The organism is Petrotoga sp. 9PW.55.5.1, from assembly GCF_003265365.1.
In the GTDB taxonomy this organism is placed as follows: Bacteria; Thermotogota; Thermotogae; order Petrotogales; family Petrotogaceae; genus Petrotoga.
On the sequence record NZ_AUPM01000038.1, the window covers coordinates 1 to 14408 of the forward strand.

Below are 14408 nucleotides of genomic sequence, written 5' to 3' on the forward strand. Positions count from 1 at the left end.
CATACTTATTTTTATTTTACTACTCCCCCTACTTTATCCAAATCCAACAGGGGCTAATTTTGCGGGGAATTAAAACCAAAAACCTCTCAAGAGAGGAATTAAAGAGTGAGACCGTAACATAATAATTATACCTCCAAAGTAGTTTTGTAATTTTTATTAATTACGCGTCTAATTTGGAGGTATCATATCATAATACCGCAGCTTTTTTTATTGATAATTTAATACTCAAAGCTATAAAATTTTAATACAATTGGCTTGTTTTTTAACATAAAAATCCTTTTATTTTGGTAATATATTAATACGGATAACGAATCATTTTTAACAATAGAAGGTGACTAAAATAAAAACAAAGATTTCAGGAAAAGTTGATGTTTTGAAAATACCAATATGGAAAGCACTTTTCACTCTTGCATGGCCGATTGTATTGATAAATATGATGCAGGCAATTTACAACATAACTGACGCTTTTTTCTTAGGAAAGTTGGGTGCGTTGGAACTATCCGTTCCCACGGTAGTTTGGCCATTAATATTCGTTTTCATTTCTTTTAGCGCTGGATTTTCTTACGCAGGAACATCCATGGTAGCACAATATACGGGTTACGGGAACCAAAGAAAGGCTGAAAAATCCGCTTCACAAACTATTATAGTGATGGCATTAGTTTCTTTTTCAATTATGGCCGTTATAATGATTTTTAATAAACCAATCTTGGGGCTATTAGAATTAAATTCAGAATTACTTGAACTCAGTCAAATATATTTGAAAATTATATCTTTGAGTTTACCTTTTAGTTTTTTAATGCAAACCATTGCAGGAATTTTCAGAGGATGGGGTAATTCTCTAATTGCTTTAAAATTTAATGGAATAGCCATTCTTTTAAATGTGGTTCTTGATCCTATCTTTATTTTTCAATTTGAACTCGGAGTTTTTGGAGCAGCATTGGCTACTTTGTTAGCTCAAGCAATTATGTCGATAGCTTTTTTAGTACTATTATTTAAGGGTAGTGAAGGTTTTAAAATACATATCAAAGATTTTACTCCGGATATTAAGATAATAAAAAAGGTGTTATCTATAGGATTGCCTTCATCAATCGGAGAATCTTTTACTGCAATAGGATTCGCTATAATAATGGGAGTTATAGCCCAATTTGGACCTGTTGTAATTAGTGGTTATGGTATTGGAAATAGAATGAACAATTTAATCACTATGTTTGCTATGGGTATTTCTTTGGCAACTGCAACCATGGCAGGTCAATACGTTGGGGCAAAAAAACCTGAAAAAGCCGATGAAACAGTGAAAAAAGCTTCAATTGCAACTCTGCTGATTGTAGGCACAGCTTCTACTTTTATGTTTTTATTTGGCCACAACATAACACAATTTTTCATAAACGACCCAGATGTGATTAAAGTAGGAGAGGAGTTCTTTAGATATGTATCTTTTTCTCTTCCCTTTTTCTCACTCGTTTCAATTTTTTTAGGCGCCTTAAGAGGAACGGGCCATACTACACAATCTACTATTATAGATATGATAAGGTTATGGGGGATAAGAGTTCCGTTGGTGTTTTTCTTGGCAGAAACCCACGGCTATATAGGAGTTTTTATAGCCATGATAATAAGCAATTTCTCGGCTGTTTTACTTGCTATGGGCTTTTTAGTCTTTGGAAATTGGAAGAAGCCTGTTATAGAAGAAGCAGCTCCTAATAAAGCATAGTAAAAGAAGTTAAGGGAGGCATAAAGAATGAAGAACTTCCAAGAACTTTTAAAAAAGGCTAAATCTTCAACCAGAAAAAATGTCGTTTTAGTTGGAGCAGAAGATTTAGAAGCTCTAAAGGCAATTTCCATGGCTTATGAAGAAGGTTTTGTAAATCCAGTTTTAGTTGGCAATAAAGAAACAATAGCAAAAAATCTTGAAAGTATAGAACAAGATTTTGATATCATAGAAGCCGAAGACCCCAAAGAAGCTGCAGAAAAAGGAGTAAGACTAGTTTCAAGCGGCGCCGCAGATCTTTTGATGAAAGGAAAAATAAAAACCTCTGAACTTTTAAAAGCGGTTTTAAACAAAGAATGGGGATTAAGAACAGGAAGTTTGCTCTCTCACGTAGCTGCTATTGAAACACCATATTTAGAAAGGTTACTGCTAGTAAGTGATGGCGGAATGATAATTAACCCTGATTTAACCCAGAAAATTGATATTATAAATAATGCTGTTAAGGTTGCCAAAAACCTTGAAATAGACATCCCAAAAGTTGCTATTTTAGCTGCTGTTGAAGTTGTAAACCCCGATATGCCAGAAACAATAGACGCTTCGATTCTATCTCAAATGAACAAAAGAGGCCAAATAAAAGATTGCATAATAGATGGGCCTTTGGCTTTAGATAATGCTATTAGTGAAGAAGCAGCTAAAATCAAAAATATAAAAAGCGATGTCGCAGGTAAAGCGGATATATTAATAGTTCCTGATATTCATTCAGGAAATATATTGGGAAAATCAGCTGTGTATATCTCGGGTGGGAATGTAGCCGGTATGATTGTTGGAGCTAAAGCTCCAGTTGTTGTGGTTTCTAGATCGGATAACTCGCAATCCAAACTAGTGGCTCTTGCACTCGGAGTTCTAAACGCTTGAAGAAATGAATAGGTAAAAACCAAACTAAGAAGTATTAAATCACATAAAAAAATACAGAGAAAAAATGGCAGATACTTCCTGCTAATACAATTAAATGCCATATCGCATGATGATAAGGAATTTTACGCCAGATGTAGAAAATTGTTCCCAATGTGTATAAAACTCCACCTATTACCAACCAAAAAAGACCCCAAAAATCTAAATTTTCTACTAAAGGCCCCATTGCAAAAACAACTAGCCATCCCATGGCTATATATAGGAGTGTTGAAAGTATCATAAATTTTTTAACAAAGAAGATCTTAAACAAAATTCCTATAGCCGCCAAAATCCATACAACAGAAAATAAAATCCATCCTAAACGTCCATTCAATGTAATAAGGGCAAAAGGGGTATAAGTTCCTGCTATTAGAATATAGATTGCTGAATGATCAAAGATTTCAAAAAGTTCTTTAACCTTTTTGTTCTGGAAACTATGATAAAGTGTAGAAGCCGAATAAAGAATTATCAAAGAAGAACCATAAATAATAGAGCTAAAAATGCTCCAAGGTTGTTTGTTGATAGCTGAAAAAACCACCAACAAGACTAATGCAACTATACTCAGTAATGCCCCTATACCATGAATTACAGCGTTGGCTATTTCCTCTCTTATAGAAAATTTTTCTACATTCTCTAAATCTTTCAAATCATGATTCCCCTTTCAAGTTTAAGAATTCTTCTTTTAAAATATCCATAAATAAGATATCGAATCTTTCATTTTTGAAAAACTTAGCTTTTCTTCTCACTCCTATTTCTTTGAAACCAGCTTTTTTATATGATTTTATAGCTCTTTTATTATAACTAAAAACTTCAAGCATTATATTTTGAAGATTTAAAAATCTAAAACCATAATTTAATAGCAATTTTATAGCTTCCGTGCCATAGCCTTTAGACAAATATTCTTTATCTCCTATGAATATCCCTAATGTAGCAGTTTGATTTATACTATCAACATTATGCAAACCACAGTTACCTATAAGCTTGTTTTCTTTTAAATCTACTATAGCGAAAACTGTATCGTTGCTTTTAGCCATCTTCTCTAATATGTCTTTTTCTTTATATAATGAGATAATACTAGGTTGTACTTGAAGGTTTTCATATATTTCAGGGTCATTTAACCATTCAGTATATTCTTCAAAGTCTTCTGGATTTACAGGTGATAAATAACATTTTTCTCCAACTATTTTCCGAAAATATTTGCTCAAATTATTTTCCCTTCTTTCTTCTAACTTATATGCATTATATCATATGTTAATGAAAAATTCCTGTATACAAAAGAAAAGTTGCTATGATTCTATAATTACAAATTATACTCAAAATGAGCACAATTTAGAAACTTAATCAATTAAATTTCTTAAATTTTTTCGTTTTCAAATAGCTTTTATTTCTTTCTTTTCTTCTTGCGTATCCGTCCTTTCATAAACAAAATTTTTTGTAACTTTTCCATCTTTGATTTCTACTATTCTACCAGCATACCTTTCTACAATTTTCATGTTATGTGTAACCATGATTATTGTTAATCCCAATTCTTTGTTTATCTTCATGGTAAGTTCCATTACCTTTTTCACATTTTTTGGATCAAGTGCTGCAGTATGTTCGTCTAATAGTAAAAGATCAGGTTTTGTTATTGAAGCAAGTACCATTGCAAGTGCCTGCTTTTGTCCTCCTGAAAATTCCTTTACTTTTGTTCTTAATCTGTCTTCTAGCCCCATATTCAAAGATTTTAAAAGTTCAAGTCCCTTGTATTTACCAAAAGAGAAGAACCTATTGCCTTTTTTTGAGCCTAAGATAAGATTTTCTTCTAAAGTGAGATCAGGGAATACACCTCTATCAGGCTCTTGATAAACTATTCCTACATTTCTAAAAAGCTTATACGGTTTTGTCCGCTTAATAATTCTATCATTTAAAATGAATTCTCCTTGTTCTAATACTACTTCACCTGTGAGTACTTTGAAAAGTGTTGTTTTCCCCGCACCATTTGGACCTATTATAGTGACGAATTCTCCTTTTTTAATAGATAGATCAAAATTATTTAAAGCAATTTTCTCATTCACTTGATTTCTATTGTATACTACTCTGATGTTTTTAAGCTCAACCATTTTTTAAATTCCACCCTCCTTAATCCGATTACAATTATTATGAATAAAGCGGTTATTAATTTCATATCACTGGATTGAAATCCTATTGTATAACCATATCTCATAGCCAAGGCAAGTAAAAATTGATATACAACAGCTCCGATTATGGGACAAAGCATATTGTAAAAGAGATTTAATTTACCAAATATTATTTCTCCCAATATCACTGCTGCTAATGAAGTAACTACTATACCCTGTCCCATATTTACATCCGAAAATCCACCATACATAGAAAATAAAGCCCCAGATAATCCAGCAAAGAAGTTCCCTAAAAACAATCCTACTATACTCATAATTTCAGGATTCATTCCCAAGTTTTTAATTCCAAGTTTGTTACCTCCATACCCTCTTAGAGCTATTCCAAATTCTGTTCTTAAAAAAATAATTGTTAAAACAGTTGAAATTATAACTACTAACGTTATTAAAAGAGTGGAGTTATATCCTGAATTTTGTCTAAATGGAGACAAAGTTTCCTTTGATTCTTCTATAGTAATATAATCCTGTGTTTCTCTGTTTGAACTCATTCCTAAAAGATCGTCTAACTTTGTTCTTTCTGTATACTGTGCTTCCTGTTGTGCTTTTACTTCTTTAGGTACAGAGATATTTGGACCATTCATTACCCTAATGTTTATTGAATAAAGCATAGTCATTACTAAGATGCTAGCTAATAATGAATTAACCTTTAGTTTGTTGTGAATTATGGCAGTTATTATCCCAAAAAAGCCTGCCATTAATCCTCCCAGAATCATACACAATAACCATGGCATTCCAGCATACATAAAGGCGACGGTTACTGCTCCCCCTAAAACATATGACCCATCTGGAGTTAAATCTGGAAGATCTATTACCCTGAAACTTATAAATACTCCCATAGCCGCTAAGGACGCAATTAAACCTTGTTCTAATATACCTATTAAATCCATTTTTTCCTCCTAATATATCTTAAAACTCCTAGTTTACACCTACAACCTCATCTGCTATTTCTATAAATTGTTGTGGAATAGTTACGTTTAGCTTTTTGGCTCTGTCTAAGTTAATGTAAAAGGTGAGTGAATCAGCACTTAACACTCGAGATTCAATTTCTGATGGTTTTTTGCCGTTTATAAGATCGTATACAATCTTCCCTGTTTCAATTCCTACTTGATAATAATCAAATCCGAATCCCAAAACAGAAGTATTTCTTGCTATATCTATATCTCCAGCCACAACTGGAATATTTAATTTTTCGAATACTTGACCTAAAATTTCAGCAGATGAAGCAACAAGATTATCTGTGTATAAGTATCCAACATCTATTCTATTTGCATTAGCATTTAAAGATGTAACAAGTTCGCTGGCGTTTGTTCCTGTGATTTCTATCACATTAAATCCCAACTGGGAACCAAATTTTTTAGTTTGATCGGCAAGAAATACAGAGTTTGCTTCTCCAGGATTGTAAAGTATAGCTAAATTTTTAGCATTTGGAAATATTGATCTCATAAGATTAACATGTGTTTCTACAGGTACCATATCGCTTATTCCAACAACATTTCCTGGATTTTTCCCGAATTTTGGAATTAGACCGGCGCTTATTGGATCGGTAACTGCACTAAAAACAACAGGTTTATCTTTTATTTCTGTGGCAGCTGCTTGTGCCGAAGGAGTTGCTATAGCTACTATAATATCAACATCGTTTTTAAACTTATTCGCAATCGCTATTGCGTTTTGAAAGGCGCCTTGAGCACTTTGATGCTCGAATTCAAAATCAACATTCTTTTCTTCTAGATAATCGAGTACACCTTGATAAATCCTATTTAAAGCAGGATGGTCAACGATTTGAGTAATTCCAATCTTAACAGAAAAAGATAATGTTACCAACAATATAACGCTCAATGTTAATGCTAACTTTTTCATACCTTTACACCTCCGAAAGTTTTTTGACGTATAAAAAAAGGGTGTCTACTTTTTCGTAGACACCCGATTTTTTACCTTTCAACCTTTTTTTGAAAAACAGGCATTGAATAGGCACCAAATCAGGTGTCTTTCCAATACCAAAAGTAAAAGTGATTATAATTATTATCTAAATTAGAATAAGGAATTAAACATGAATTTTTTTTCATAGTAACCCTCTCTTAATTCAAAATTAATTTTTGAGATTATACCATTAAAAAAGAAGATTTGTCAAGAGAAAAATAAAATATTTACAAAAGATTTGAAAAAATTCTAGAAAAAGCTTCTATGAATTTAACTGAGAAAGGCATTGTATTGAAGTAGTGGCTTGATATAAGATCACTGATTTTTAAATCATTCCAAAATATCTCTTCTATCCGCTGTGTAACTTTTTTATCGTATATTAAAAGGTTAGATTCATAATTTAACTCAAAACTTCTGATATCAATGTTTGCTGTACCCACTGTAGAAATCAAACCATCAACAGAAATAAATTTTGAGTGTATAAACCTGTCTTTTTTATAAAAATATACTTCAACCCCATATTTTATAAGTTCTTCTAAGTAAGTTCTAGAAGCAAAATACACTAAAAAGTGATCCATCTTCCCTGGAAATAATATCTTCACATCAACACCTGAAAGGGCAGCGGTTTTTATAGCGGAAACTATACTATCGTTTGGTATGAAGTATGGGGTAGTTATATATATGTGATCTTTTGCAATGTTAATCATTTTAAGAACCATCTGCATTATTGAAGGCATTTCAGATTCTGGACCACTTAATGCTATTTGTATCAGTGAATTTCCAACTGCTTCTTGTTTTGTATAGTACTTTTTTGTATCTATTTTTTCCTCTTTTTTTTCTGCTTTTATTATTTTTTTGTAATCCTCTAAGAAGACCTTCTGTAATCCAGTAACTGCTTCTCCTTTAATTTTTAAATGTAGGTCTCTCCAATATCCCATTTTGCTTTTTCCAATATACTCATCTCCTATGTTTATTCCTCCAATAAAAGCAACATTTCCATCTATAACAGCGATTTTTCTATGATTTCTATAATTAACTTGAGTATTCATAAATTTTAGCAAAGGAGATAAAAAATAACTGTAGAAAGCAACTTCTATACCTGCATTTTCTAAATCTTTTATATAACTTTTTTTAAGTCGCCCCGATCCTATTTTATCCATAACAAATTTAATTTCCACACCTTCATTTGCTTTTTTAATCAACAAATCTTTCAGTTTTTCTCCTGTTTCATCATCTTTAACTATATAATACTCTAAGTTTATAGTTTTTTTGGCACTTTCAATTTCCCTAAAAAAATCTTCAAACTTTTCTTTCCCGTTTTTAAAGATTTCAATTTTATTCCCAATAAATAATGGGGATTTAGAATTTCTTTTCAATAGGGTAATAAGTTGAATATATTCTGTTCCAACTTCTCCTAGAGTATCTATTAAACTCTTTCTTTCATTTTCAGAAAGAGTTGGTTTTGAATCAAGATAAAGGTCACTTGTTAATTTTTTCCGTTTCCAATTCCTTCCAAAAAAAAGATATACTCCAAATCCTATAAGAGGAAATACAGCGAAAATTAAAAGCCAGCTTATGGTTTTCTCTGGCCTTTTTCTTTCCAAAATTACTACAGTTGTTGCAATTACGGCATATATTAATACAAATAATGTCCAAAAACCAAACTCAAATATAACAGCAAAAGCCATTTATATTCCCTCGCCCTTCTTAATTAATTCCCAAAAAGAGTAAATCTCCTCGTGAATTTCTTCTATGGTTTTTAAGTTTTTATTATTTTTCATACAATTAATTATTTTCCAATTGAATTTTTTAGCGATATATTTGGCATTTTGGTAAGTTTTATTAATGTAATTAATATCTTTCTCATGAATATCTTTTCCCTTAAGATCTATTATTTTTTCTTTTCTTTTTTTCAATAAATTAATGCTTACTTGTGGGGGAATATCCAAAAAAATAACATGTTTTGGCTCTGGTAACTCAAATTTCTTAAATTCTAAATCCCATAACCATTCTAAAAATTCGTCTCTTTCTTTAACTTTCTCAAATTTTGAAGATTGATATATCATATTAGAAGTAGAATACCGGTCTGCAATTATTATTCCTCCTGTTTCATAAAAACTTTTTAATTCTTTTTGATATGTTGCAAACCTATCCACAGCGAAAAAAGTAGATGAAGCATAAGGATTTACTTGTTCAGGATTTTCTCCAAATTCTCCTTTTAAATACATTTTAATAAGAGCAGAAGACTCGCTTTTATAGTTTGGAAACTCTGCTTTAATAGCATTTACATGCGCATTTCGTAATCTGGCGCATAACTTTTCAGCTTGTGTAGCTTTTCCACTTGCATCTGTGCCTGATTCTATAACAATTAGCATCCCTTTTTTCATTAATAATCTCCTTTAAAATTTGAATATTATTCCAACTACTGCAGCTAAACCAAGATATACTACTGGGTGTTTTTTAAATCTTTTCATAAGATAAATTATTACAAGAAACAACAAAATTCCTTTTAAATTAAAAAAATCTGACAAATTTTGAGTATTATAAAAGATTTCTAAATTGAAAAGAGCTACCTTTGCTACTTCATATCCTGCCGCAGCTATCAATCCTATTACTGCTGGCCTTAATGCATAAAATCCGTTTTGAACTAAAGGTTTTTCGTTAAATCTTGAAAAATAATGAGCTATCAAACTAATTATTATTATAGATGGTGTAACTATTCCCAGTACAGCTATTATACCACCAAATATTCCGCCAGCTCTAAAACCTACAAACGTAGCTGTGTTTATTCCTATAGGACCTGGAGTAGATTCTGAGATCGCTATAAAATCTGCTAAATCCTGAGCTGTTAACCATGGATATTTGTAGGAGAGTTCTTGTAAAAATGGTATGGTTGCTAATCCGCCACCTATTGAAAAAAGCCCAATTTTAAAAAACTCAAAATACAATAATAGGTAAATCATCTATTTTCAGCTTCTTTTTTATTTTGAAGGATAATACCTGTTAAAAAAGATATTACTACAACTACGATGGGTGAAACCTTTAAAAAAGCTGCAACCAAAAAAGATATTAGAAAGATTATTATACCTATATTATCTTTTATAGACTTTTTCCACATATTTATTATCGCGTTCAATATTAAAGCAACAACAGCGACTCTTAATCCGCCGAAGGCATGTTGAACTATTTCGTATTCTTGAAATCTTTGAAAGAAAATAGCTATTAAGGTTATTATTACTATAGAAGGAAAAACCATTCCCAAGGTGGCAAAGATACCTCCAGAAATTCCCCTTAACTTATAACCAACAAAAGTGGAAGTGTTTATGGCAATTATTCCTGGAGTACTTTGTCCAATAGCATAATAATCTATAACTTCTTCGTCTGTCGCCCATTTATGTTTTTTTACAACTTCTTCTTGAATCATAGGCAACATAGCGTAACCTCCCCCAAAGGTCAAACTACCAATCTTGGCAAAAGTTATAAATATTTCCCATAATTCTTTCATATGTCTTTGAATCTCCTTTTCATTGAAAAAGACTTATGTACAGCACACACTATACATAGGTCTTTTTTAAATAATTATGATTTATTGACATTAGATTTTTCTTAGATTTTCTAATACAACTTTCGTGGCTCTACAATCATCTTCATTGTATCTGAAAATCTTATTTAATGATTCTTGATTCCCTTTTAAATAAGAAGAGTATTCAAGGATAACGGTGAATCCATTTAATTCTGTTTGCCAGGAGAAACCAAAATATTTACTTATATCTTTTAAAGAATAAGAAACAACAGGCAAACTGTAATTCTTTCTTATGATTTCATATAGATCACAAGATTTTAAAACAATCTTGTTTATTTTTCCTTTCAACTTTGGATACATGAAAGAAAGTTTTCTAAGAGCTGTTATATCATTTTGATCGTAATGCAATAACAATTTGTCCTTATTATAAAGATAATCAACCATCTTTTCAACTTCTTTTATCCCGTTTTTACCAAGGAAAAAAGGAATATACCTATCTTCATCTAAAAAACCAAACAAAAAATCTTTATTCTTATACGTTTCCACATCAAATACAATATAATCACTCGGAAGATCGGCCCTATTAATGGCATATGATTTATTTTCAACTAGTGATTTTAAGTTATAAAGAGGTTTTTTGAATTCTTTTCCAAATTTTTCAATCTGATCAGTTTTTATAATATTTATAGGATCAAGATTCATCTTTTTTAATTCTTCAACCATATTTTTACTAAAATTTGGAACAACCGAATAGTCTCCACCTTTTAGAAACTGAATATGACAATCGTTTTTTAACTTGCAAAACTTACAGTGCGGCCCATGTTTTTTCTTTTCTGGCGAAAGATTATTAAACTCTTTTTTTATCCATTTCTCTTTTAAAAGAATTTCTGTAATACTTATTTCTTCACTGCCATTGGGAGTTTCTAAAACAATTCTTTTTAGATTAGTTCCCTTTTCTTCAAAATATTTGTATACAGCATATATATGTAGCCAATAAGATTTTTTAAATCTTTGACCCATTCTAAAAATTTTTACTACACCCTTATCAATACTTTCGTAATTAGCCTGAACTTTTAATCCATTGATGTTCGTTTCAAAAGAAATTCCTTCTCTTTTATAAGTAGGTATAAAGTAGGTGCAATGTTTAAAATTCTCATAATAAAGTAAATCCATTTACCAAAAACGCCTCATTTCCAACATTTATCCTTTATATAACTTTTCTATGTCTCCAATTTCATAAAATAATTTTGATAGGACTTTCAAGAAACTAAGCCTATTGTTCCTTATAGACTCGTCTTCTGACATCACAAAGACATTATCAAAATATCTATCAATATCTTCTTTAAGAGAGATCAAAGCATCTATAGCTCCATCGTAATCCAATTTTTTCAAATGATACTCAAATTGGGTTTTTACTTCTAAATACCTTTGAAATAATGACTTTTCTGCATCTTCTACAAACAATCTTCCATAGTATTTATCACTATTATGATTTTTAGAAATATTGTTAACCCTTTGAAATGCAATTATAAAATTCTGAAATTCTTCTTTTTTGAAATATTTGTCTAAGCTTTTAGCAGCCAAATAAGCCCTTAAAGGCTTAAATGAATTAATTAAAACGGAATTTGTTGATTCTTTAATTATATTCTCTTTTTCTAGAATTGTTTCTAATCTGTTGGCAATAAAATCTCTTAACTTATTATCTTCAAGTGAAATTGAGATATTATTTTTCCCACTTTCATTATAAATTTCTTGTGACAATCTAAAAAGATATTCAAGATCTAAATCCCATTCAAAAGAAAGTAATATCCTCAAAATCCCAAAAACTTTCCTTCTCAAAGCAAAAGGATCTTTGGATCCCGATGGAACTTTACCAATACCAAAATAACCTACAATATCATCGATCTTATCCGCTAAAGATACTATATTTGCAATTAAGTTAGTTGATATTTCATCATTTTCAGAAAGTGGTTTGTAATGCTCTTGTGCAGTTAAATAAATATCTTCTTCTTCGCCTTTATGTTTCAAATAAATTCTTCCCATAACTCCTTGTAATTCGGGAAACTCATAAACAACCTTTGAAGGTATATCTATTTTACACAAAATTCCAGCTCTTTTAACTAATTCCAAATCTTTTATTCCAAGCTTCTCTGCAATTTTTATAGATAATTTTGAAATTCTTTCACACTTTTCTTTATAACTTCCAAGCCCTTCTTGATACATAATATCTTTGAGTTGCTCGAGTCGACTTTCTATATCTACTTTTAAGTCATCTTCATAATAAAAAGCGGCGTCATCTAACCTAGCGTTTATAACTCTGCTATAACCGTTGATTACATTTTTTTCACGGTCTAAACCATCTTGAAAGGCTATATATTTATTTGTTATAATACCGTCTTTCATAGCAACGAAACTTCTCTGATGATGTTTTACCGTGGCAACTACAATTTCTTGTGGTAAAGATAAGTACTTTCCTTCAAAAGTTCCAACGATTCCTTGTGGAAATTCCACCATCTTCGCTATCTCTTCAACTAAATCTTTATGTTCTTCTATAGAAACCTCTATATCGTTTTTTTCTTGCAATTCTTTTATTTCTCTTTCTATCAATTCTATTCTTTCTTCATATGAAGGTATAACATAATTTCTTTTTAAATTATCAAAAAAAGTTTCAGGAGTATGAACTAATATCTCCTCTCCAAAAAAACGATGACCATAACTCTTTTTTGAAGCCATTTTTCCGAACAATTCCAAATCTATGATTTCATTGTTATATATAGCCATTAACCAATGAACTGGCCTCACAAATGAATATTTCCCTGTACCCCATTTCATACTTTTTTTGAAGGTCATTTTGTTTATTATTTCTGATATGATCTTTTTCAATATGATTTTCGTTGGTTCGCCTTTTCTTATTAATTCTATATATGCATACTCACAATTATTAAACCATTTGAATTGAACTTCTTCTACTTTTACTCCTGAACTCTTCGCAAAACCTTCAAGTGCTTTTGTGGGTTTTTCGTTTTTATCAAAACAAATATTTTTTGGAGGACCTTTTCTTTCATCTTTTTTATCAGGTTGTTTATCAGGTAATCCTACAATATAAGCACCAAATCTTCTGGGAGTTATAAATATTCTTAAAGATAAAAAAGTAATCCCATTCATTTCAAAAGAATTTTTCAATCCTTCTTCTAGTTGAGTTCTTATACTGTCAAATTCAGTAGGAGGTAAGTCTTCAACGCCTAATTCAAAAATTACTTTATTCAACGTCGATTACCTCCTCTTCCAGACTCTCTATATATAATTTTGCACAGCTCTTGGCCATATTTCTTATATCTAAAATATATTGGTGCCTTTCATTAACTCCTATAGCATTTCTTGCATCTAATAAATTGAAAACATGCGCAGATTTTGCTAAATAATCGTACCCAGGAAGATACAATCCTTTTGTTATAAGAGATTGAAACTCTCTTTTGTAAGTATAATATAGATTTTTAAGCATTTCAGTATCTGCTATCTCAAAATTATAAATAGAGAACTGTCTTTCATTCTCTTTATATATTTCTTTGTATTTTACATTTTTATTCCACATAGTTTCATAAACGTTATCTACCCCTTGGAGATACATAGCTATCCTTTCGATACCGTATGTTAGTTCAACAGGTATAAAAGTTAATGGCACCCCGCCCATTTGTTGAAAATAGGTAAACTGGGTAATCTCCATCCCATCAAGCCACACTTCCCAACCTACGCCCCAAGCACCTAAAGTCGGTGATTCCCAATTATCTTCGACAAATCTAATATCATGTTCTTTAGGAGAAATTCCTAAAGATTTTAAAGAATTTATATAGATGTTTTGAATATTTTCAGGAGATGGTTTAATTACTACTTGGTACTGATAAAATCTTTGCATTCGGTTAGGATTTTCACCATACCTACCATCTGTTGGCCTTCTGCAAGGCTGTGCATAAGCTACTTTCCACTCATTTTCTCCAAAGGACCTAAAAAAAGTGGCGGGACTGTACGTCCCTGCCCCCATTTCTAAATCATACGGTTGATCTATGACACATCCAAAATCAGACCAAAATTTTTCTAAATTTATAATCACTTCTTGAATGTACAAAAGTTATTCCTCCAT

Annotated in this window: 14 protein-coding genes; 2 read left to right on the forward strand and 12 right to left on the reverse strand. The window is 31.0% G+C overall.

What is annotated here, in order from left to right; translation table 11 throughout:
- Positions 1 to 331: 331 nt before the first annotated feature.
- Together PW5551_RS05575 and PW5551_RS05580 are read left to right on the forward strand one after the other, a co-directional pair.
- The gene (locus PW5551_RS05575; protein ID WP_113074809.1) at positions 332 to 1708 is read left to right on the forward strand and encodes an MATE family efflux transporter; all 1377 of its coding nucleotides are present in this window, start codon (positions 332 to 334) and stop codon (positions 1706 to 1708) included.
- A 27-nt stretch (positions 1709 to 1735) separates the two neighbouring features.
- Positions 1736 to 2620: a bifunctional enoyl-CoA hydratase/phosphate acetyltransferase gene (locus PW5551_RS05580; RefSeq protein ID WP_113074810.1), complete on the forward strand. Its 885-nt coding sequence runs from the start codon at positions 1736 to 1738 to the stop codon at positions 2618 to 2620.
- 34 nt (positions 2621 to 2654) lie between these two features.
- On the opposite strand, the gene PW5551_RS05585 is transcribed toward PW5551_RS05580, so the two are convergent.
- The 12 genes from PW5551_RS05585 to PW5551_RS05640 all read right to left on the reverse strand — a co-directional run bounded on the left by PW5551_RS05585 (position 2655) and on the right by PW5551_RS05640 (position 14393).
- Positions 2655 to 3302, reverse strand: coding sequence for a hemolysin III family protein (locus PW5551_RS05585; protein WP_113074811.1), 648 nt, complete (start codon positions 3300 to 3302; stop codon positions 2655 to 2657).
- A 1-nt stretch (position 3303) separates the two neighbouring features.
- Positions 3304 to 3861, reverse strand: coding sequence for a GNAT family N-acetyltransferase (locus tag PW5551_RS05590; RefSeq protein ID WP_113074812.1), 558 nt, complete (start codon positions 3859 to 3861; stop codon positions 3304 to 3306).
- Between the two features lie 165 nt (positions 3862 to 4026).
- On the reverse strand, positions 4027 to 4755 hold the full coding sequence (locus tag PW5551_RS05595) for an ABC transporter ATP-binding protein (protein ID WP_113074813.1): 729 nt from the start codon (positions 4753 to 4755) through the stop codon (positions 4027 to 4029).
- Positions 4728 to 5717 carry an ABC transporter permease gene (locus PW5551_RS05600; protein WP_113074814.1) on the reverse strand — a complete coding sequence of 330 codons (990 nt, stop codon included), beginning with the start codon at positions 5715 to 5717 and terminating at the stop codon, positions 4728 to 4730. The genes PW5551_RS05595 and PW5551_RS05600 overlap by 28 nt, the downstream gene beginning before the upstream one ends.
- 28 nt (positions 5718 to 5745) lie before the next feature.
- Positions 5746 to 6687 (reverse strand): ABC transporter substrate-binding protein, encoded by a 942-nt coding sequence (locus PW5551_RS05605; protein ID WP_113074815.1) that lies wholly within the window; start codon positions 6685 to 6687, stop codon positions 5746 to 5748.
- Positions 6688 to 6974: 287 nt separating this feature from the next.
- The gene (cls, locus tag PW5551_RS05610; RefSeq protein ID WP_113074816.1) at positions 6975 to 8435 is read right to left on the reverse strand and encodes a cardiolipin synthase; all 1461 of its coding nucleotides are present in this window, start codon (positions 8433 to 8435) and stop codon (positions 6975 to 6977) included.
- Positions 8436 to 9134: a deoxynucleoside kinase gene (locus PW5551_RS05615; RefSeq protein WP_113074817.1), complete on the reverse strand. Its 699-nt coding sequence runs from the start codon at positions 9132 to 9134 to the stop codon at positions 8436 to 8438.
- A gap of 12 nt (positions 9135 to 9146) precedes the next feature.
- The gene (locus PW5551_RS05620; protein ID WP_113074818.1) at positions 9147 to 9710 is read right to left on the reverse strand and encodes a chromate transporter; all 564 of its coding nucleotides are present in this window, start codon (positions 9708 to 9710) and stop codon (positions 9147 to 9149) included.
- Positions 9707 to 10252 (reverse strand): chromate transporter, encoded by a 546-nt coding sequence (locus tag PW5551_RS05625; RefSeq protein ID WP_113074819.1) that lies wholly within the window; start codon positions 10250 to 10252, stop codon positions 9707 to 9709. The genes PW5551_RS05620 and PW5551_RS05625 overlap by 4 nt, the downstream gene beginning before the upstream one ends.
- Before the next feature lie 90 nt (positions 10253 to 10342).
- Positions 10343 to 11443: a TM0106 family RecB-like putative nuclease gene (locus PW5551_RS05630; RefSeq protein ID WP_113074820.1), complete on the reverse strand. Its 1101-nt coding sequence runs from the start codon at positions 11441 to 11443 to the stop codon at positions 10343 to 10345.
- Between the two features lie 27 nt (positions 11444 to 11470).
- The gene (gene glyS, locus PW5551_RS05635; protein WP_113074821.1) at positions 11471 to 13537 is read right to left on the reverse strand and encodes a glycine--tRNA ligase subunit beta; all 2067 of its coding nucleotides are present in this window, start codon (positions 13535 to 13537) and stop codon (positions 11471 to 11473) included.
- Positions 13530 to 14393 carry a glycine--tRNA ligase subunit alpha gene (locus PW5551_RS05640; RefSeq protein ID WP_113074822.1) on the reverse strand — a complete coding sequence of 288 codons (864 nt, stop codon included), beginning with the start codon at positions 14391 to 14393 and terminating at the stop codon, positions 13530 to 13532. Before PW5551_RS05640 ends, glyS begins: the two co-directional genes overlap by 8 nt.
- Positions 14394 to 14408 lie beyond the last annotated feature (15 nt).

Excerpts from the sequence above, each read along its gene's own strand:
- PW5551_RS05580 (WP_113074810.1), top strand. The coding sequence starts at position 1,736 with ATGAAGAACTTCCAAGAACTTTTAAAAAAGGCTAAATCTTCAACCAGA.
- PW5551_RS05595 (WP_113074813.1), bottom strand. The coding sequence starts at position 4,755 with ATGGTTGAGCTTAAAAACATCAGAGTAGTATACAATAGAAATCAAGTG.
- PW5551_RS05600 (WP_113074814.1), bottom strand. The coding sequence starts at position 5,717 with ATGGATTTAATAGGTATATTAGAACAAGGTTTAATTGCGTCCTTAGCG.
- PW5551_RS05605 (WP_113074815.1), bottom strand. The coding sequence starts at position 6,687 with ATGAAAAAGTTAGCATTAACATTGAGCGTTATATTGTTGGTAACATTA.
- cls (WP_113074816.1), bottom strand. The coding sequence starts at position 8,435 with ATGGCTTTTGCTGTTATATTTGAGTTTGGTTTTTGGACATTATTTGTA.
- PW5551_RS05615 (WP_113074817.1), bottom strand. The coding sequence starts at position 9,134 with ATGAAAAAAGGGATGCTAATTGTTATAGAATCAGGCACAGATGCAAGT.
- PW5551_RS05620 (WP_113074818.1), bottom strand. The coding sequence starts at position 9,710 with ATGATTTACCTATTATTGTATTTTGAGTTTTTTAAAATTGGGCTTTTT.
- PW5551_RS05625 (WP_113074819.1), bottom strand. The coding sequence starts at position 10,252 with ATGAAAGAATTATGGGAAATATTTATAACTTTTGCCAAGATTGGTAGT.
- PW5551_RS05630 (WP_113074820.1), bottom strand. The coding sequence starts at position 11,443 with ATGGATTTACTTTATTATGAGAATTTTAAACATTGCACCTACTTTATA.